At 71.9% G+C, this 18920-nt stretch carries 14 protein-coding genes; 9 read left to right on the plus strand and 5 right to left on the minus strand.

Annotated elements, in window-relative coordinates:
- The first annotated feature begins 5 nt into the window (after window positions 1–5).
- The 5 genes from ACIGAQ_RS00365 to ACIGAQ_RS00385 all read left to right on the plus strand — a co-directional run bounded on the left by ACIGAQ_RS00365 (window position 6) and on the right by ACIGAQ_RS00385 (window position 7242).
- Window positions 6–764 (plus strand): NUDIX domain-containing protein, encoded by a 759-nt coding sequence (locus ACIGAQ_RS00365; RefSeq protein ID WP_184589838.1) that lies wholly within the window; start codon window positions 6–8, stop codon window positions 762–764.
- A gap of 139 nt (window positions 765–903) precedes the next feature.
- The gene (locus tag ACIGAQ_RS00370) at window positions 904–3168 is read left to right on the plus strand and encodes an ATP-binding cassette domain-containing protein (protein WP_399778036.1); all 2265 of its coding nucleotides are present in this window, start codon (window positions 904–906) and stop codon (window positions 3166–3168) included.
- Between the two features lie 161 nt (window positions 3169–3329).
- Window positions 3330–4217 (plus strand): FadR/GntR family transcriptional regulator, encoded by an 888-nt coding sequence (locus ACIGAQ_RS00375; RefSeq protein ID WP_311683374.1) that lies wholly within the window; start codon window positions 3330–3332, stop codon window positions 4215–4217.
- A 427-nt stretch (window positions 4218–4644) separates the two neighbouring features.
- Window positions 4645–6186 (plus strand): RNA polymerase sigma factor, encoded by a 1542-nt coding sequence (locus tag ACIGAQ_RS00380; protein ID WP_311683372.1) that lies wholly within the window; start codon window positions 4645–4647, stop codon window positions 6184–6186.
- A 225-nt stretch (window positions 6187–6411) separates the two neighbouring features.
- Entirely contained in the window at window positions 6412–7242 is an 831-nt protein-coding gene (locus ACIGAQ_RS00385) for a S1 family serine peptidase (protein ID WP_399778038.1), read from the plus strand.
- 270 nt (window positions 7243–7512) lie between these two features.
- Here ACIGAQ_RS00385 and ACIGAQ_RS00390 read toward each other — a convergent pair whose 3' ends face one another.
- Entirely contained in the window at window positions 7513–7743 is a 231-nt protein-coding gene (locus tag ACIGAQ_RS00390) for a hypothetical protein (protein WP_094053871.1), read from the minus strand.
- 441 nt (window positions 7744–8184) lie between these two features.
- Between ACIGAQ_RS00390 and ACIGAQ_RS00395 the strand changes: the two genes are divergently transcribed.
- The 3 genes from ACIGAQ_RS00395 (at window position 8185) to ACIGAQ_RS00405 (ending at window position 12618) form a co-directional block, all read left to right on the plus strand.
- Window positions 8185–10308, plus strand: coding sequence for a DNA topoisomerase IV subunit B (locus tag ACIGAQ_RS00395; RefSeq protein WP_311683367.1), 2124 nt, complete (start codon window positions 8185–8187; stop codon window positions 10306–10308).
- Window positions 10309–10468: 160 nt separating this feature from the next.
- The gene (locus tag ACIGAQ_RS00400) at window positions 10469–11029 is read left to right on the plus strand and encodes a DUF485 domain-containing protein (RefSeq protein WP_399778040.1); all 561 of its coding nucleotides are present in this window, start codon (window positions 10469–10471) and stop codon (window positions 11027–11029) included.
- Complete coding sequence (locus ACIGAQ_RS00405) at window positions 11026–12618, plus strand: cation acetate symporter (protein WP_399778042.1); 1593 nt, start codon at window positions 11026–11028, stop codon at window positions 12616–12618. Before ACIGAQ_RS00400 ends, ACIGAQ_RS00405 begins: the two co-directional genes overlap by 4 nt.
- Window positions 12619–12840: 222 nt before the next feature.
- Here ACIGAQ_RS00405 and ACIGAQ_RS00410 read toward each other — a convergent pair whose 3' ends face one another.
- The 4 genes from ACIGAQ_RS00410 to ACIGAQ_RS00425 form a co-directional block, all read right to left on the minus strand.
- Window positions 12841–13521, minus strand: a complete 681-nt coding sequence (locus tag ACIGAQ_RS00410) for a response regulator (protein ID WP_311683391.1) — start codon at window positions 13519–13521, stop codon at window positions 12841–12843.
- The gene (locus tag ACIGAQ_RS00415; protein ID WP_399778044.1) at window positions 13521–15191 is read right to left on the minus strand and encodes an ATP-binding protein; all 1671 of its coding nucleotides are present in this window, start codon (window positions 15189–15191) and stop codon (window positions 13521–13523) included. Before ACIGAQ_RS00415 ends, ACIGAQ_RS00410 begins: the two co-directional genes overlap by 1 nt.
- Before the next feature lie 103 nt (window positions 15192–15294).
- A complete protein-coding gene (locus ACIGAQ_RS00420) occupies window positions 15295–16239 on the minus strand; it encodes a sucrase ferredoxin (RefSeq protein WP_399778046.1) in 945 nt (314 codons plus the stop codon).
- A 53-nt stretch (window positions 16240–16292) separates the two neighbouring features.
- Complete coding sequence (locus ACIGAQ_RS00425; protein WP_399778048.1) at window positions 16293–17636, minus strand: citrate synthase; 1344 nt, start codon at window positions 17634–17636, stop codon at window positions 16293–16295.
- A 110-nt stretch (window positions 17637–17746) separates the two neighbouring features.
- On the opposite strand from ACIGAQ_RS00425, the gene ACIGAQ_RS00430 reads away from it, so the two are divergent.
- Window positions 17747–18907 carry a citrate synthase/methylcitrate synthase gene (locus tag ACIGAQ_RS00430; RefSeq protein WP_399778051.1) on the plus strand — a complete coding sequence of 387 codons (1161 nt, stop codon included), beginning with the start codon at window positions 17747–17749 and terminating at the stop codon, window positions 18905–18907.
- The last annotated feature ends 13 nt before the right edge of the window (window positions 18908–18920 follow it).

An 18920-nucleotide genomic window follows, 5' to 3' on the forward strand; every position in this document is an offset into this window, starting at 1 on the left:
GCGGCATGCCCTACGACCCGTCAGCGTTTCCGCCCTTCGCCGTCACCGTGGACCTGGTCGTGCTGACCGTGCGCCGCCATGCCCTGTGTGCGCTGGCGGTACGCAGGGGCGAACCGCCGTTCCAGGGGCGATGGGCGCTCCCCGGCGGTTTCGTGCGGGCCGACGAGGACCTGGCACAGGCTGCGGCGCGCGAACTGGCGGAGGAGACCGGGCTGCGTGTCCACGACCCGGCTGTCCCCGCTCAGGACAACGGCGCTCATCTGGAGCAGCTCGCCACCTACGGCGACCCCAAGCGCGACCCCCGGATGCGGGTCGTCAGCGTCGCCCACCTCGCCCTCGCACCCGACCTGCCCGCGCCGAGGGCAGGTGGTGATGCCAGCAACGCACGCTGGGCGCCGGTCGAGGAACTGCTGCAGCAGGGCGGATACGGACGGGACGCCGAGCCGGTCGCGCCACTGGCATTCGACCACGCGCAGATCCTGGCGGACGGGGTCGAACGTGCCCGCTCCAAGATCGAGTACTCGTCGCTGGCGACGGCGTTCTGCCCGCCCGAGTTCACGGTCGGGGAGCTGCGCCGTGTCTATGAGGCGGTGTGGGGCGTGGCGCTGGACCCGCGCAACTTCCACCGCAAGGTGACGGGCACACCGGGTTTCCTCGTCCCCACCGGCGGGACGACCACCCGCCAGGGCGGCCGCCCCGCGCAGCTGTTCCGTGCCGGAGGGGCGACTCTGCTCAACCCCCCGATGCTGCGCCCCGAGGTGTGACCGAGGGCGCGGCCCACGTCGTGCCTCCGAGCGAGAGCCGTCCCTGGCCCGGGCGAAGTGGAGCGGCAGGCCGGGCCGGACCATGCGAGGGGCTGCCGGATGCCCGAAAAAACGGACATAGCGCGCTATCTTGCTGCGGGTGATCGAGGCCTACGGACTGACCAGCAACCCCCGCAAAGAGCTCCCGCCCGCGGCCGACGACGTCTCCTTCCAGGCGCGAGCGGGCCGAGTCACCGCGCTGCTCGGTGCGCCGGGCGCCGGGAAGACAACGGTCCTCAGACTCATGCTCGAACTCCAACAGGGCCGTGGAATCACGCACTTCCGGGGGCGGCCACTGCATCGCATCGCCCACCCCTCACGTGAAGTCGGCGTCCTGCTCGGGGACGTACCGGGTCACCCCGCCCGGACGGTTCGCGGTCATCTCCGGATGCTGTGCGCCGCGGCGGGGGTGCCGGTGCGGCGGGCCGACGAAGTCCTCGAAGCGGTCGGGCTCGTGAGCCTGCGCGAGGAACGTCTCGGCACCCTCTCGCGGGGCATGGACCGCCGACTCGGCCTGGCCTGCGTCCTCCTGGCCGACCCGCACACCCTCGTCCTCGACGACCCCGCCGACGGGCTCTCCGCACGAGAGAGCAACTGGCTGCACGGCATGCTGCGGGCCTACGCCGCCCAGGGTGGCACCGTCCTGTTCACCACGGCCGACCCCAAAGAGGCCGCCCGCACCGCCGACCGCGTCGTCACCCTGGAGCAGGGCAGACTCGTGGCCGATCAGGAGGCGGCGGAGTTCTCCCGGACCAGGCTGCGCCCCCGGGTCGCCGTGCGCAGCCCGCACGCGGCCCGTCTCGCCGCCCTCCTGACCAAACAGGCCCGCACCGCGCAGCGCTCCGTCGAAGTCGTACGCGAGGGAGGCAACCGCCTGTCCGTGTACGGCAGTACCTGCGCGGAAGTCGGGGAGATCGCATTCCGCCACGGCATCCTGGTGCACCAACTCGCCGACGAGATCGGCGACATGGGGCCCGGTGCCGGAGCCGCCCCGGCTGTGCCGCGCCGTGCAGCCACACAGCCCGTCGTGGTCGTCGCCGAGCGGCCCCCCACGCTCGGCCCGCACCCCACACTCGACCCGCTCCCCGCGACGGAGACCCAGGAGTCAGGGGCTGAGGAGCGGATCGTTCCTGCCGCTGCCGGGTCGGATCAGCATGTCGGCAGGCCCGAGGCGCACTCGGACGCCGTCCCGGCCGACAGCTCGGGCCCTCGACCGCCGAGCTCCACCGGAGCCGGCGCCACGCCCACCTCCGGCCCCCGCCCCACCGGCACGCTGGATCCTCACAGGGCCCGTTCGACCCACACGCCCCCCGCCGACTCCGTCAGCGCCGCCGGAACGCCCGATACCCGCGCTACCGAGCAACTCGCACCCCGGACCACCCACGCGCCCGACCCCCAGGCCCCCCGCCCGCTCGACCCCCAGACCATCCACGCCCTCGACTCCCAGCCCTCCCGCCCGCTCGACCCCCAGACCACCCACGCGCTCAACGCCCAGACCCCCCGCACCGCCGGCCCGCCCGGCACCCGTACCCCCCGAGTCACGCGCACCCTCGACGCCCTGCCCCCTCTGCCGCCCCCCATCTCCGTCCGCCCCGCCCCCAGCCCCCTCCGCCCTCTCCGCTACGAGATCCGGCGCGCCGCCGGGATCGGTACCGGGTTTCTCACCGGGGCCGTCGTACTCGTCGTGTCGGCCGTGACAGCCGTCGTGCTCGCCCGCATCGGGCACACCCCGCAGCCGCGCCTACTGGCCGCGTGGCCGCAGGAGCTGCCGCTGCCGCCGGCGGCACTCGGCGCGGGTCTGCTGGGCGCGCTGGCCTTCGGGGACGAGTTCCGCCACCCCGCCCTGGCGGCGGATCGCGGCACCGTGCCCCGGCGGCTGGGGCTGCTGGTCGCCAAACTGCTCGTGGCCTCGGTCACCGCGCTGACGCTGGCCGTGCTCACCGTCGGTTGCAACGCCGAGGTGCTCTATCTCGTCTACGGACGGGAGCTCGCCCAGGTTCCCGTCGACTGGCTGCCGCTCACCACGAGTTGGATCGGGCTGGTGGTCGGCTGCGCCTGGGCCGGGGTGCTGGCCGCGGGAGTCTTCCGGTCCACCACGGCCGGTCTCGCCGCCGTGGCCGCCGTGCCCCTGCTCGTCGTCCCCGTCGTACACCAGCTCCTGAACGGACCGTCCGTGCGGACCGCTGCCGGGCTGCCCATGCGGCTGCGAGAGGCCCTGCTGCCGCGCTGGCCCTTCGGGGGAGAGCGCTACCTGGAGGCCGCACTGCGGGTGGTCTCCCAACCCGTGGGTGGCGCACTGACGTTGTCGCTGGCCACCCTGCTCTGCGCCTACCTGCTCACCGGCCTGCGCAGCCGGTTTCGGTGACGACTGTCCGTAACCCTTAGTTCGGCCATGCGCACAACTCCCCGCAGAGCGCCCATTTCTTTCCGATAAGGCGTCAATTGCGACGGGGTGAGCGATCACCCTTTCGTGTGCTTTTCACCAAAGACCTCAAGGGAGTTGGAGACGACGCCGACAAAGGAAGCGTGAGTACCCTTGCGCACACCATGATGACCGCCGCCCGCTCCGCTGACACCGGCCTCACGAGCCCGGGCGAACTCGACCGCTACCCCTACGCGGAGGCGCCCGCCGTCGACCGGGTCGGGGCCCCTGCCTGGGACGGCGGGGACCCGGAGCTGGGCCGGGTCGGCCGGCGCGCCGCGGGCAGCCGCGGGCGCGGGCTGCACGGCCAACTCGTTCAGCAGCTGGGTCAGATGATCGTCTCCGGCGACCTGGGAGCCGACCGCCCGCTGGTGCCCGAGGAGATCGGCCAGCGCTTCGAGGTCTCCCGCACCGTCGTGCGCGAGTCGCTCCGCGTCCTGGAGGCCAAGGGCCTGGTCAGCGCCCGGCCGAACGTCGGCACGCGCGTGCGCCCCGTCAGCGACTGGAACCTGCTCGACCCGGACATCATCGAGTGGCGGGCCTTCGGGCCCCAGCGCGACGACCAGCGCCGCGAGCTGAGCGAGCTGCGCTGGACGATCGAGCCCCTCGCCGCCCGCCTCGCCGCGGGACACGGGCGCGAGGACGTCCAGCAGCGCCTCGTGGACATGGTCGAGATCATGGGGCACGCAATGGCCCAGGGTGATGCGCTCACCTTCTCCCGTGCCGACTCCGAGTTCCACTCCCTGCTCATCCAGGTCGCGGGCAACCGCATGCTGGAGCACCTCTCCGGGATCGTCTCCGCGGCCCTCCAGGTGTCCGGCGGTCCGGTCACCGGCTGTGACCGGCCGAACGAGACGTCGCTGGCGCACCACGGTCGCATCTGCGACGCCCTCGCGACCGGCGACGGAGCCGGGGCCGAGGCGGCGATGCGGCAACTGCTCACGGTCCACCCCGAGGTGGAACGCGTGGTGCCCGCCCCTCGCGAGCACTGACCGCGTTCCACGGGCGGCGCGGCCGGGTGTGCCACCCCCCTCCTGTGGCATCGCCCGCCCGGTGACCCGCCTCCCGTCGGACCCCGTGGGATCCTTGGTGATCCTGCGGGGTCCGACGGCGCGAAGGGGCCCTGAATCCGCCGGAGCGGTCGGGTCGGCGCCAGAGGTGACACCATCTGACCTCATCTGACCGTTTTTGCTCGCTTACGGGGTGTGACTCGGGCCACGCAGATTGGGCGTAACGCTCATGGGAAGAACGCGATGACCTAAGAGGTGACAGCCGCGGAGGGAATACGGACGCCGTCGAAGGCGCTGTGCATCTTCCCGGCCCCCGCCCGCGCCGTCGGCCCATCCCCAAGCCGGCGGTCGGCTCCTGTCCCTGTGGACGGGGCCGGAAGCCGTTTTCCAACGTTCCGAGAGGTTGTTCGTGTCGGCCAGCACATCCCGTACGCTCCCGCCGGAGATCGCCGAGTCCGTCTCTGTCATGGCGCTCATTGAGCGGGGAAAGGCTGAGGGGCAGATCGCCGGCGATGACGTGCGTCGGGCCTTCGAAGCTGACCAGATTCCGGCCACTCAGTGGAAGAACGTACTGCGCAGCCTCAACCAGATCCTCGAGGAAGAGGGTGTGACGCTGATGGTCAGTGCCGCAGAGCCCAAGCGCACCCGAAAGAGCGTCGCAGCGAAGAGTCCCGCCAAGCGCACCGCCACCAAGACGGTCGCGGCCAAGGCGGTGACCACGAGGAAGGCAACCGCCACCGCCACGCCGGCGGCGCCTGCCGCCGAGCCCGCCGCCGAGGAAGAGGCGCCCGCCAAGAAGGCGGCCGCCAAGAAGACCACCGCCAAGAAGACGGCGGCGAAGAAGGCCCCCGCGAAGAAGACGGCGGCGGCCAAGAAGACCAGCGCCAAGAAGGACGACGTCGAGCTCCTCGAGGAGGAGGTGCTCGAGGAGGCAGCCCCCGGCAAGGCCGGCGAGGAGCCCGAGGGCACCGAGAACGCGGGATTCGTGCTCTCCGACGAGGACGAGGACGACGCGCCCGCGCAGCAGGTCGCCGCCGCCGGTGCCACCGCCGACCCGGTCAAGGACTACCTCAAGCAGATCGGCAAGGTCCCCCTGCTCAACGCCGAGCAGGAGGTCGAGCTCGCCAAGCGCATCGAGGCGGGCCTGTTCGCCGAGGACAAGCTGGCCAACGCCGACAAGCTGGCGCCGAAGCTCAAGCGCGAGCTGGAGATCATCGCCGAGGACGGCCGCCGCGCCAAGAACCACCTGCTGGAGGCCAACCTCCGCCTGGTGGTCTCCCTGGCCAAGCGCTACACCGGCCGCGGCATGCTCTTCCTGGACCTCATCCAGGAGGGCAACCTCGGTCTCATCCGCGCGGTCGAGAAGTTCGACTACACCAAGGGCTACAAGTTCTCCACGTACGCCACCTGGTGGATCCGTCAGGCGATCACCCGCGCCATGGCCGACCAGGCCCGCACCATCCGTATCCCGGTGCACATGGTCGAGGTCATCAACAAGCTCGCGCGCGTGCAGCGCCAGATGCTCCAGGACCTGGGCCGCGAGCCCACCCCGGAGGAGCTGGCCAAGGAACTCGACATGACCCCCGAGAAGGTCATCGAGGTCCAGAAGTACGGCCGCGAGCCCATCTCGCTGCACACCCCGCTCGGTGAGGACGGCGACAGCGAGTTCGGTGACCTCATCGAGGACTCCGAGGCGGTCGTCCCGGCCGACGCCGTCAGCTTCACGCTCCTCCAGGAGCAGCTGCACTCCGTCCTGGACACCCTGTCCGAGCGCGAGGCGGGCGTCGTCTCGATGCGCTTCGGTCTCACCGACGGTCAGCCGAAGACCCTCGACGAGATCGGCAAGGTCTACGGCGTCACGCGTGAGCGCATCCGCCAGATCGAGTCCAAGACGATGTCGAAGCTGCGCCACCCGTCCCGTTCGCAGGTGCTGCGCGACTACCTCGACTGATCGAGGCGCAAGGCGTCGAGGCACGAGGCATCGAGGCGCAAGCAGCGGAAGGCCCGGATCCCATAGGGAGCCGGGCCTTTGCCGTGTCGGCTGCGGGGTGGGCAGGTGGAGCGTGCCATGTCTGCCCCGTGGCGCGTGCGCGGAGCGGGGCGTCGCGCGGGTGCGGGGTGTCGGCGGTTGGATCACCCTGGGTGTCTCACCGACACCACGGAGTGAGGAGTGCGCATGCGTCGTCGACTGGTCCGTGCCCTGGTCCGACCCCTGGCTCTGGCAGCCGCGGCCACCGCCCTGTCAGCGGCCTCCACCGCGTCCGTGGCCGTCGACCGGGTCGTCATAGGGGGTTTCCCGGTCGACGCGTCGCAGAGCCCGTGGACGGTCGCTCTGGCCAGCCGTGACCGGTTCGGGGGTACGCGGTCGGGACAGTTCTGCGGTGGCGTCGTGGTCGGACGCACGACCGTGCTCACGGCGGCGCACTGCATGGATCGGGCGGTCCTGGGCGGGCCCCCGGAGCGGGTGAAGGACCTCAAGGTCATAACGGGCCGCACGGATCTGCTCTCGGACCGCGGCGGCCAGGAGATCGCCGTGCGGTCCGCCTGGGTGAACCCGGCCTACGACGGCGCGAGCAACAACGGGGACTTCGCCGTGCTCACCCTGGCCCGGCCCCTTCCCGCCGACTCGGTCATCGGCATGGCGGGCGAGGGGGATCCGGCGTACGCGGCGGGAGGAGCCGCGACGGTGTACGGGTGGGGTGACATCTCGGGCGCTGGGGAGTACCCCAGCGATCTGCGCGCGGCGCGGGTGCGCGTGCTCCCCGACGCCCTGTGCGAGGAGGCGTACCCGGGCGGGGCCGACGGCACCTACGACGCCAGGAGCATGCTGTGCGCCGGGGAGCCGGAGGGGGGCCGGGACGCCTGCCAGGGCGACAGCGGCGGGCCGCTGGTGGCTCAGGGACGACTGATCGGCCTCGTGTCCTGGGGGATCGGCTGCGGGCGGGCCGGCAGCCCCGGCGTGTACATGCGGGTCTCCGACATCATGCGGACGCTCGGCTGGAAGTGAAGGTTCCATGCGGGCGGCAAGCGGAAGCGCGGCAGGCGCCCGACGCGGCCTCTGTGCAGCGTCCCCGTGCAGCCTGTGTGAGTTGTGCGAGGCGGCCCGTGTGGCCTGTGTGGGATGCGCGAGGCCTCCCGTGCGGCCTGTGTGGTTTGTGCGAGGCGTCCGGCGCGGTCCGTGCGGGCCGGGTGAGGACGAGGACGGGCGGCTGCCTCTGGGAGGCAGCCGCCCGCTCTCCGGCCTGTGCCGGGCTGGCTCGTCGTCGGACGCGAGGTGTCAGCGCTCTTCTTCGGAGGCGGTCGCGGGAGCGGCCGTGAGTCGCTCCGTCTCGTCCTGTATCTCAGCGGCGATCTTCTTGAGTTCCGGCTCGAACTTGCGCCCGTGGTGGGCGCAGAAGAGCAGCTCTCCGCCGCTGAGCAGGACGACGCGCAGGTACGCCTGGGCGCCGCAGCGGTCGCAGCGATCAGCGGCCGTCAACTGGCTCGCAGGGGTCAGAACAGTAGTCACGTCGCCTCTTCTCTAGCTCGACGAGCTGTCGTACCAGGGTCAACATCCAACCAGCCCCAAAACGTTCCCGCTCGTGGCTTTTCCTCGAAAAAATCTTGCGAGGCGGCTGTCTGCTGCCGGTTGGCGGCGAATGTGCCGTATTGCGTGTCTATGTGTCTTACGGGGCTTCGCGTCGTATCGGTGGTCGGTCCTCCCGGCTGGGTTGCCGGTTGTTCATGAGGACGTGCCCGGAGCCTAAATGGTTCATGCCTGGAAGGGAACGTGATGTGGACTTCACTCCATCGAGGGATCGAACAGGCATGCGACTGTGGACTAGTCTGAGTTTCCGACGAGGGTGGCGTTACAAGGGCTCTACCAGGCCTGGGTACCCTCTCACCGGTGACTGAAGCCGCGCCCTTACCCACGAGGGCCCCATCTGAAATTCAGCGAGGAGCGAACCGCGTGACCGCCGAGACGTCCGTGCCGTCCACAGCTCTGCTGGCAGGAGCAGACCGGGACGGTTCCAACTACACCGCGCGGCACCTGCTCGTCCTCGAGGGGCTCGAGGCCGTGCGCAAGCGCCCTGGCATGTACATCGGCTCGACCGACAGCCGCGGTCTGATGCACTGCCTCTGGGAGATCATCGACAACTCCGTCGACGAGGCCCTCGGTGGTTACTGCGACCACATCGAGGTCATCCTCCACGACGACGGCTCGGTCGAGGTCCGGGACAACGGCCGGGGCATCCCGGTCGACGTCGAGCCCAAGACCGGCCTGTCCGGCGTCGAGGTCGTCATGACCAAGCTGCACGCCGGCGGCAAGTTCGGCGGCGGCTCCTACGCCGCCTCCGGCGGTCTGCACGGCGTCGGCGCCTCCGTGGTGAACGCCCTGTCCGCCCGGCTGGACGTCGAGGTGGACCGCGGTGGCCACACGCACGCGATCAGCTTCCGGCGCGGTGTCCCCGGTGCCTTCGCCGGGAACGGCCAGGACGCGAAGTTCGAGGCGAAGAGCGGCCTGCGCAAGGCGAAGAAGATCCCGAAGACCCGCACCGGCACGCGCGTGCGGTACTGGGCCGACCGCCAGATCTTCCTCAAGGACGCCAAGCTCAACCTGGAGACGCTGCACCAGCGTGCCCGCCAGACCGCCTTCCTGGTGCCCGGCCTGACCATCGTCGTCCGGGACGAGTACGGGCTCGGCGAGGGCGGCAGCAAGGGCGAGGAGTCCTTCCGCTTCGACGGCGGCATCAGCGAGTTCTGCGAGTACCTGGCCAACGACAAGCCGGTCTGCGACGTCCTCCGGTTCTCCGGGCAGGGCACGTTCAGGGAGACCGTCCCGGTACTGGACGAGCACGGCCAGATGACCCCGACCCAGGTCACCCGCGAGCTCGACGTCGACGTCGCCATGCGCTGGGGCACCGGGTACGACACGACCCTGAAGTCGTTCGTGAACATCATCGCCACCCCCAAGGGCGGCACCCACGTCGCCGGCTTCGAGCAGGCCGTGGCGGCCACGATGAACGAGGTGCTGCGCGCCAAGAAGCTGCTGCGCGTCGCCGAGGACGACATCGTCAAGGACGACGCCCTGGAGGGACTGACCGCGGTCGTCACCGTGCGTCTCGCCGAGCCGCAGTTCGAGGGCCAGACCAAGGAGGTCCTCGGGACCTCGGCGGCCCGCCGCATCGTGAACACCGTGATCAGCAAGGAACTCAAGGCGTTCCTGACGTCCACGAAGCGCGACGCCGCCCAGCAGGCCCGGGTCGTCATGGAGAAGGCCGTCGCCGCGGCCCGTACGCGCATCGCGGCCCGGCAGCACAAGGACGCCCAGCGCCGCAAGACGGCCCTGGAGTCCTCCTCCCTCCCGGCGAAGCTCGCCGACTGCCGCAGCGACGACGTCGACCGCAGCGAGCTGTTCATCGTCGAGGGCGACTCCGCGCTCGGCACGGCCAAGCTCGCCCGGAACTCCGAGTTCCAGGCGCTGCTGCCGATCCGCGGCAAGATCCTCAACGTCCAGAAGTCGTCCGTCACGGACATGCTGAAGAACGCCGAGTGCGGCGCGATCATCCAGGTCATAGGAGCCGGCTCCGGGCGGACCTTCGACATCGACGCGGCGCGCTACGGCAAGATCATCATGATGACCGACGCCGACGTCGACGGCTCCCACATCCGCACGCTGCTGCTGACCCTCTTCCACCGCTACATGCGGCCCATGGTCGAGGCCGGCCGGGTGTTCGCCGCCGTGCCGCCGCTGCACCGGATCGAGATCGTCCAGCCCAAGAAGGGCCAGGACAAGTACGTGTACACGTACTCGGACCGGGAGCTGCGCGACAAGCTCATGGAGTTCCAGAGCAAGGGCATCCGGTACAAGGACTCGATCCAGCGCTACAAGGGCCTCGGTGAGATGGACGCCGACCAGCTGGCCGAGACGACCATGGACCCGCGCCACCGCACGCTGCGCCGGATCAACCTCTCCGACCTGGAGGCGGCCGAGCAGGTCTTCGACCTGCTGATGGGCAACGACGTGGCGCCGCGCAAGGAGTTCATCTCCAACTCGGCGGCGACACTGGACCGGTCGCGGATCGACGCGTAGCGGCCGCGCAGGGCTACGCGCCCGCTGGGAGTGCCACTCCCGGCGGGCGTTCGGCGTTTCCGGGGTACCGGTGCGGCGCCGCGCCGGACGGGTCACCTGATGGGGTGAAGCGCGGAGGGAAGAAGAGTCGGGGATCTTCCCGTTCTGTCCATCCTTGGACATGCAGTCAAGCAAGGGCCGTCCCCACAGGGCCGGGGCTGGTCAGGAGAGTTCGGTCGAGCGGCTCGGCGGTCATGCCCCGGACCCGGCCGAGGAGGCCGCACGGCTGAGGTACGACGACCCCTGGTACGACGCCCTTGCCTCCGGCTGGGGCGAGTCGGAGGGTGCCGGAGCGCCTGCCCCGGTGACGGTGCCCCGCGCGCGTGAGGCGGCCGAGGGCGGCGTCGCGGCGGCCGAGGTGTATCTGGAGGTGCAGCGCAGCGCGGCCTTCCAGGAAGTGCGGCGGCGGTACCGCAGGTTCGTGGTGCCCGCCTTCGCGGCGTTCTTCGCCTGGTACGTGGGCTACGTCGTGGCGGCCACGACCGCGCCGGAACTCATGGCCCGGCCCGTGGCGGGCGCGGTGAACGTGGCACTGCTGGCGGGGCTCGGCCAGTTCCTGACCACGTTCCTGCTCACCTGGGCGTATGCGCGGCACGCGCGGCTGCGGCGGGACCGGGCGGCCCTCGAACTGCGCTGGGACACCCAGGAACTGACCCGCGGCGCGAACGGCGGTGCCTCATGACCGACCAGCAACAGACCCTGGCACTGCTGCTGTTCAGCGCGTTCGTGGCGGTCACGCTGGGCATCACCACGTGGGTGGGCCGCAACCGGCGAGGGTCCGCGGAGGAGTTCTACGCGGGCGGACGGCTCTTCACGCCCATGGAGAATGGTTTTGCCATCGCGGGTGACTACATGTCGGCCGCCTCCTTCCTGGGCGTCACCGGCCTCATCGCGCTGTTCGGGTACGACGGACTGCTGTACGTCGTCGGATTCCTGGTGGCCTGGCTGGTGGTGCTGTTCTTCGTCGCCGAACTGGTGCGCAACTGCGGTCGCTTCACGCTCGCCGACGTCGTGGCGGCGCGCATGCGGGAGCGGCCGGTGCGCATCGCGGCGGGAACCTCCTCGGTCACCGTGTCCGTTCTGTATCTGGTGGCGCAGATGGTCGGCGCGGGCAGCCTGGTGGCGCTGCTGCTCGGCGGCACGAGCGGGGCGGCGCGGGCCTGGACCGTCATCGGCGTCGGGGCGCTCATGGTGATCTACGTGTCGTGGGGAGGGATGCGGGCGACCACCTGGATCCAGATCGTCAAGGCCGTCCTGCTGCTGGGCGGCACCATCGCGCTGACCGCGCTGGTCCTCGTGCGCTTCCACGGTGATCTCAACCGGCTGCTGCTCACGGCGGCCGAGCGGAGCGGGCACGGCGCGGCGTTCCTGGCGCCCGGACTGAAGTACGGCGGCGACTGGACGGCACGGTTCGACCTCATCAGCCTGGGACTGGCCCTGGTCCTGGGCACGGCGGGACTGCCGCACATCCTGTCCCGCTTCTACACCGTCCCCACCGCGCGTGCGGCACGCCGTTCGGTCGTCTGGGCGGTCGGACTGATCGGCGGCTTCTACCTGATGACGATCGTGCTCGGGTTCGGCGCGGCTGCGATCGTCGGTCCGGACGCCGTGCGCGGGTCGAACGCGGCCGGGAACACGGCGGTTCCGCTGCTGGCGCTCGATCTGGGCGGCGGTGCCGGAAGCACCGGGGGAACGGTTCTCTTCGCGATCGTCGCCGCGGTCGCCTTCGCCACGATCCTCGCCGTGGTCGCCGGGATCACGCTCGCGTCCTCGGCGTCCGTGGCCCACGACCTGTACGCCTCCCTGCGCCGCAAAGGCGGCAAGCCGCGCAGCGAGGTGGCCGTGGCCCGGGTCGCGGCCGTCGGAGTCGGCGTGGTGGCGATCGCCCTCGGTCTGCTGGCCCGCGACCTCAATGTCGCGTTCCTGGTGGGCCTCGCCTTCGCCGTCGCCGCGTCGGCGAACCTGCCGGTGCTGGTCTACTCCCTGTTCTGGCGCGGCTTCACCACCCGGGGTGCCGTGTGGGCCGTCTACGGCGGTCTGGTCCCGGCCGTGGTGCTGGTGGTGCTGTCCCCCGTCGTCTCCGGAAGCCCCGACTCGCTCTTCCCGGGCGCCGACTTCTCGTACTTCCCGCTGCAGAACCCGGGGCTGGTCTCGATCCCTCTGGGCTTCCTCGCGGGCTGGCTGGGCACGGTCACGTCGGCGGAGATCCCGGACGAGGCCCGGCACGCGGAGACGGAGGTGCGGTCGCTGACGGGGGCGGGAGCGGCCTAACGGCCGGCCCTCCCGGCCGTAGCGGCCGCGTCCTGGCGTAGCGGCCGCGTCCTGGCCTGGCGGCCGTCTCCAGGCGTGGCGGCCGTCTCCAGGCGTAGCCGCCGTCTCCGGGCCCGCGGCCGCTGTCTCCGGGCCTAGCGGTCGCCTCCCGTGCGCAGCGGCCCCTCGCGTGAAGCAGCGGCCGTCTCCGGGACGTGGTGGCTGCACCCGGCCGCTGAGCCGCTATGACCGGGTGGCCCACACGTAACGGTGTTCCGGGCGGCCCGCGTCGCCGTACTTGAGGGTGAGCCGGGCCCGGCCCGTGCGCTCCAGGAGCTTGAGGTAGCGCTGCGCGGTCTGGCGGCTCACCCCGGTCCGTTCGGCGATCTCCTGGGCGGACAGCGGTCCGTCGGCGTTCATCAGGGACTGCCGGACCAGTTCAGCGGTCGTGGGGGAGTGGCCTTTCGGCAGGGCGGGCTCCGCCCCGGCCGACAGGGCGCCGAAGATGCGGTCCACCTCCGCCTGTTCCGCCTCGCCGCCCCCGTCGAGGGTGCGGCGCAGCTCCGCGTACGCCTCCAGCTTCGCGCGCAGGCCCGCGAAGGCGAACGGCTTGACCAGGTACTGCAGGGCTCCGTACCGCATCGCCGCCTGCACCGTGGACACGTCCCGGGCCGCCGTCACCATGATCACGTCGGTCTGGTGGCCGCGCCGCCGCATCTCCTGGACGACCGCCAGCCCCGTCTCGTCGGGCAGGTAGTGGTCCAGCAGCACCAGGTCCAGCCGGGGCAGCGTCTCCACCTGGCGCAGCGCGTCCGCCGCGTTGTGCGCCTCACCGGCGACGTGGAAGCCCGGCACCTTCTCGACGTAGGCGGCGTTGACCCGGGCGACCCTGGTGTCGTCGTCCACGACCAGGACCTCGATCATCACGACCCCTCCTCGGCGTGCTGCGGAACGGACGGCGCAGTCAGGGCCGGCTCGGGGCCCGGCTCGGTCAGTGCCTCGGGCAGTACGACGGTGAACTCGGCGCCCCCGCCGTGCGCCTCGCCGACGGTCGCGCTGCCGCCCTGGCGTTCGGCGAGTCTGCGCACCAGGGACAGCCCGATGCCCCGTTCCCGGTGGGCGGGCGGCTTCTTCGTCGACCACCCCTCGGTGAAGATCAACTCCCGGTTCTCCGGCGGGATTCCCGGGCCGGTGTCCCGCACCCGCAGGGTCACCGTACGGCCCTCGGAGCGCAGTTCGACCTCCACGCGCGCGTGCGGCGTGCCCGCGGCCGCGTCGAGGGCGTTGTCCACCAGGTTGCCGACGACCGTGACGAGCCCCTGCGGGTCGACCAGCCGGTCGGGCAGCCGGGTCCGGTCCGAGACCCCCAGGGCGACGCCCCGCTCGGCCGCCACGGTCGCCTTGCCGACCAGCAGGGCGGCGAGCAGCGGGTCCTCGACCCGCTCGGTGATCTGCTCGGACGTGGCGCGGTGGTCGCCGACCACCTCGCCGACGAAGTCGACGGCGTCGTCGTACATCTCCAGTTCCAGCAGCCCCAGAAGTGTGTGCATCCGGTTGGCGTGTTCGTGGTCCTGCGCGCGCAGGGCGTCGATCAGACCGCGGGTGGAGTCGAGTTCGCGGCCCAGCTGCTCCAGTTCGGTGCGGTCGCGCAGGGTGGCCACGGCGCCGCCGTCGTCGGTGGGCATCCGGTTGGCGACCAGCACGCGCTGGCCCCGCACGGTGAGCAGGTCCGTGCCGGTCACGCGCCCGGCCAGGACATCGGCCGTACGGCCCGCGCCCAGCGCCTCGTCGGGGGTGCGGCCCACCATGGTGTCCCCGAGGCCCAGCAGGCGCTGCGCCTCGTCGTTGACGAGCCGGATGCGGCCGGTGCGGTCCAGGGCGACGACGCCCTCCCGGATGCCGTGCAGCATCGCCTCCCGCTCCGACAGCAGCGCGGCGATGTCCGAGAAGGCCAGGTCCCGGGTCTGCCGGTGCACGCGCCGGGAGATCAGCCAGGCCGCCAGCGCGCCCACGGCCAGGGCACCGCCGGCGTACGCGAGCAGCCCCGGGATCGCGTGGATGAGCCGGCCCCGGACGCTGTCGTAGGCGATGCCGACCGACACCGCGCCGACGACCGTGCCGTCACCGTCGCGCAGCGGCACCTTGCCCCGGGCGGAACGGCCGAGCGTGCCGTCGTCGATCTCCATGACCTCGTGGCCGGCCAGGGCCTGACCCGGGTCGGTGGAGACGATCCCGCCGATCTGCTTCGGGTCGGTGTGCGACCAGCGCACGCCCCGCCAGTCCATCACCACGATGTACTCGGCCTGGGTGGCCTTGCGGATGCGCTCCGCCTCCTGCTGCACCGGGCCGTTCGGCGACGGCGGCGTGTCCCGCAGGTCCTTCGCGAGCCCGGGCTGCTGCGCGGTGGTCTGGGCGATCGCCAGCGCGCGGCGCATGGCCTGATCGTCCAGCTGGTCACCCAGGGGAGCCAGGAACAGCCCGGTCGCGAGGACCGCGACTCCGGCGGCGATGGCCACCTGCATCAGCAGCACCTGCGAGAACACCCGCCGCGGCAGGCCGAGGCGCAGGCGACGTGCGGGGGGAGTGGGGCTCATACCGAAGACGGTACGTGCGGCTGCCCGGGTCCCGTAACAGGGGTGGCTCGGATCTCTTGATCAATGGCGTGATCTCTTGATCAATGGTGCAGCGGGGACCGCGTCAGCTGGCGAGGGCCGTCGTCACGCGGGTCTCGCGCACCGCCACCACGTCCATCCGCGCGGGTGAGCCAAGGACCGACGCCCCGCAGCTCTCCGGACGGGGCGGCAGAGCCGCGCTCTGGGCCACCTCCACCTGCCAGCGGCGTCCGTCGGCATGGGCGACGGTCACCTCCCAGTGCGGGGCGGCGCCGGCCGTCCGCACGACGCTCAGCGTCTCCGCCGCGTACTCGCCGATGCCGGTGCGCACGGCGAGCTCGGCGGCCTGGCCCGGCCGCTCCCAGGCCGACCTGCCCCGGCAGCCCTCCACGACGACACGTCCCTCGCGCGCGCCTTGCAGGACTTCCTTGAGCAGGTGCGCCTCGGCCCGCCCGTAGGCGTATCCGTACGGCAGCACCAGCACGGTCGGGGAGAAACGGTGACCACCCAGATGGGTGACCTCCCAGACGCCCTCGGCCTCGGAGGCGGCGAGCTCGGCCGCGAGGGGGCGGCCCAGCAGGGCGCAGCAGCGGTCGCGCTTGCCGTTGGTGCAGACGAGCGCCAGCGGGTCGCCCTCATGCGGCTCCGCGCCGAGCACCGCGTCGAAGGAGTGGTGGTCGCCCCGGCCGAGTGCGGCGAAGTCGAGGTCGAGCAGGCGCGCGGGATCGGAGGTCGTGGCGGCGTGCAGCCACCCGTTGCCCGGGGCGGTGTGCGCCGCGAACACGCGGCGGGCGGCGGGCATCCGGCTGTCGGCGTGACGCCCGGGACGGCGGATGAGCGCGATCCGTACGCCCGTGTCCTGCGCGGCCGCCTCCAGGGCACGCCCGAGCGCGGGGTCCAGGTGGCTCGAGGTGAGCGCCTTGGCACCCCACGGACCGGGCTGCTCCAGCAGCAGCCAGGTCCTCGCGGTCGCCGCGGTTCCCGAAACGGGCTCGTCGGAGTCCCGGGAGACGCTTGAGCACGTACTCACAGAGGTGAGCCTAACCTGACTTGGCCCGGCTCTCCTCCCGGGGCCGCCCCGGTCTACTCCGGTAGTGGCTGAGGCGGCTTCGGACCTGCGTAGAGACCGCTCGGGCGCATCCGCAGCGGGCGTTCGCCGTACTCCTCCAGGGCGTGGGCGATCCAGCCCGCCGTACGGGCCACGGCGAAGATCGTCTCGCCGGCGCTCGCGGACATGCCGCACGACGCGGTGAGCACGGCGAGGGCGAGGTCGACATTGGCGTGCAGCGGGGCGTGACGGGCGGCGGTGTCGACGATGTCCCGGGCCGCGAGGAGGGCGGGTTCGGCGCGCGGGACGCCCTCCAGGAGGGAGAACAGGGCACGCGCGCGTGGATCCTCGCCCGGGTACAGCCGGTGCCCGAGTCCCGGGATGCGGCGGCCTGCGCGCAGTTCGTCGGCGATCACCGGCCCGGCGTCGCCCTGGTCGAGGACGTCCTGGAGCATCCGGTGGGCGAGCCCGCTGGCCGCGCCGTGCAGGGGGCCCTCGATCACGCCGAGCCCGGCGGAGACGGCCGCGTAGGCGTGCGCGCGGGCCGAGGCGGCGACCCGCACCGCGAGGGTGGAGGCGGCCAGGTCGTGGTCGACGAGGAGGGCGAGGGCCGTGTCCAGCACGCGCAGGGACGCCGCGTCGGCCTCCCGCGGGGACAGCCGGGTCCACAGGCGCCGGGCCAGCGGGGTCTGATCAAGGCGGTCGCCACGGCCCTCACCACGGCCCTCGCCACGGCCCTCGGTACGGCTGTAGTGATGACGGCTGTCGTGACGGCGGTCGTCGCGGCGGTCACGCCCGGCGGGCGGCAGGGCGGCGACAAGTGTCGGGATGAGGGTGCGGGCCGTGCCGAGCACGGCGTCCTCGGACAGGTCGAAGCGCAGTGGGTCCGCGGTCGCGGCGGCGATCGTCGCGACGCGGAGCAGGTCGGCTGGCGCGGCGTGTTCGGGCAGGGCGTCGACGGCGCGGCGGGCGACGGCCACGGAACCGGCGGGTGCCGTGAACGTCGTGCCCGGGCGCAACCGGCCCGTCCACAGCCACTCGGCGACCTCCTCGTAGCTGTGCCGCATGGCCAGGTCGACGGCGTCGACGCCGCGGAAGTAGTACCGGTCGCTCTCGATGAGCGTGAGTCGGGTGCGCACGGACAGTTCGTTGCCGGCCCCCGGAGTGACCGCGCTCTCGCGCCTGTTGCGCCGGGCGAGGGCTTCGACCTCCCGGGCGTCGAAGGTGCTGCCCCGGCCGCCGCTGCCACGCCGGCTGCTGAGCTGGCCGCGGCTGACGTAGGCGTAGACCGTCTCCGGCTTCACGCCGAGCAGCTCGGCGGCCTCCTTTGTGCTCAGCCGCCGCCCCGGGTCGACAGGGGCGGGTTCTTGATCGCGCATGGGGGCCACCGTAGCCGTCCAGTGGGACATTGACTCTTACATTGATTGAATCAATGTTGACAGGGCTCAAGTCAAGCATGGACAGTCGAATCAAGTCCAGGGAGGAAGACATGTCCGTCAACAGGTCCACAGCCACTCTCGTCGAGGTACCGCGCGGGCTCGCCGGCGTCGTCGTCACCGACACCCGGATCGGTGACGTCCGCGGTCTCGAGGGCTTCTACCACTACCGCCAGTACTCGGCCGTCGAGCTCGCGCAGACCCGCGGCTTCGAGGACGTCTGGCACCTGCTCGTGCACGGCGAGCTGCCCGACGCCGGCCGCGGCGCGGCCTTCGCACGGGAGACCGCCGCGCTGCGGCGCCTGCCGGACGAGGTGCGCGCCGCCCTTCCGGCCGTCGCCGCGGCCGGCGGACGCTCCGGCCCGCTCGCCGGGATGCGCACGGCGCTGTCGCTGCTGGGCGCCGCGAAGGGCTTCCGGCCGGTGTACGACATCGATGCCGAACAGCGCCGACGGGACGCGCTCGAAGCGGCGGCCGCCGTGCCCACCCTGCTCACCGCCCTGCACCGGCTGGGGCAGGGGCTCGAACCGGTGGAGCCACGGGAGGATCTGACCTACGCGGCGAACTACCTGTACATGCTGACCGGCTCGGTACAGGACGAAGAGCGCGCCCGGGCCGTCGAGCAGTACCTCATCTCCACCATTGACCACGGATTCAATGCGTCAACGTTCACGGCCCGGGTGATCGCCTCGACGGGCGCGGACATGGCGGCGTGCCTCGCCGGTGCCGTGGCGGCGCTGTCGGGGCCGTTGCACGGAGGCGCGCCCAGCCGCGCCCTGGACACACTGGACGCGATCGGCACCCCGGACCGCATCGACGCCTGGGTGCGCGCCAGGGTGCTCGCCGGTGAGCGCATCATGGGCTTCGGGCACGCGATCTACCGCACGGAGGACCCGCGGTCGCGGATGCTGCGCGAGGTCGCCCGGAAGTTCGGCGGACCGCGGGTGGACTTCGCCGTGGAGGTCGAACGGCACGTCGAGGCGATCCTGGCGGAGCTCAAGCCCGGCCGTGAACTCCACACCAACGTCGAGTACTACGCGGGCGTCGTCATGGAACTCTGCGGCCTGCCCCGCGAGATGTTCACCCCGACCTTCGCCGCCGCGCGGGTGGTGGGCTGGAGCGCCAACATCCTGGAACAGGCGGAGGACACGAAGATCATCCGCCCGGTGGCCCGTTACGTGGGACCGCAGGCCCCGGCCCCGGTACCGGCCTGAGCAGGCGCCGGCG

Source organism: Streptomyces sp. NPDC085932 (assembly GCF_044540525.1).
GTDB classification, from domain to species: domain Bacteria; phylum Actinomycetota; class Actinomycetes; order Streptomycetales; family Streptomycetaceae; genus Streptomyces; species Streptomyces levis.

What these genes read in the sequence shown, in the direction of transcription:
- ACIGAQ_RS00425 (WP_399778048.1), bottom strand. Translation starts at nt 17,636, where the DNA reads ATGCGCGATCAAGAACCCGCCCCTGTCGACCCGGGGCGGCGGCTGAGC.
- ACIGAQ_RS00410 (WP_311683391.1), bottom strand. Translation starts at nt 13,521, where the DNA reads ATGATCGAGGTCCTGGTCGTGGACGACGACACCAGGGTCGCCCGGGTC.
- ACIGAQ_RS00415 (WP_399778044.1), bottom strand. Translation starts at nt 15,191, where the DNA reads ATGAGCCCCACTCCCCCCGCACGTCGCCTGCGCCTCGGCCTGCCGCGG.
- ACIGAQ_RS00430 (WP_399778051.1), top strand. Translation starts at nt 17,747, where the DNA reads ATGTCCGTCAACAGGTCCACAGCCACTCTCGTCGAGGTACCGCGCGGG.
- ACIGAQ_RS00400 (WP_399778040.1), top strand. Translation starts at nt 10,469, where the DNA reads ATGCAGTCAAGCAAGGGCCGTCCCCACAGGGCCGGGGCTGGTCAGGAG.
- ACIGAQ_RS00405 (WP_399778042.1), top strand. Translation starts at nt 11,026, where the DNA reads ATGACCGACCAGCAACAGACCCTGGCACTGCTGCTGTTCAGCGCGTTC.
- ACIGAQ_RS00365 (WP_184589838.1), top strand. Translation starts at nt 6, where the DNA reads ATGCCCTACGACCCGTCAGCGTTTCCGCCCTTCGCCGTCACCGTGGAC.
- ACIGAQ_RS00385 (WP_399778038.1), top strand. Translation starts at nt 6,412, where the DNA reads ATGCGTCGTCGACTGGTCCGTGCCCTGGTCCGACCCCTGGCTCTGGCA.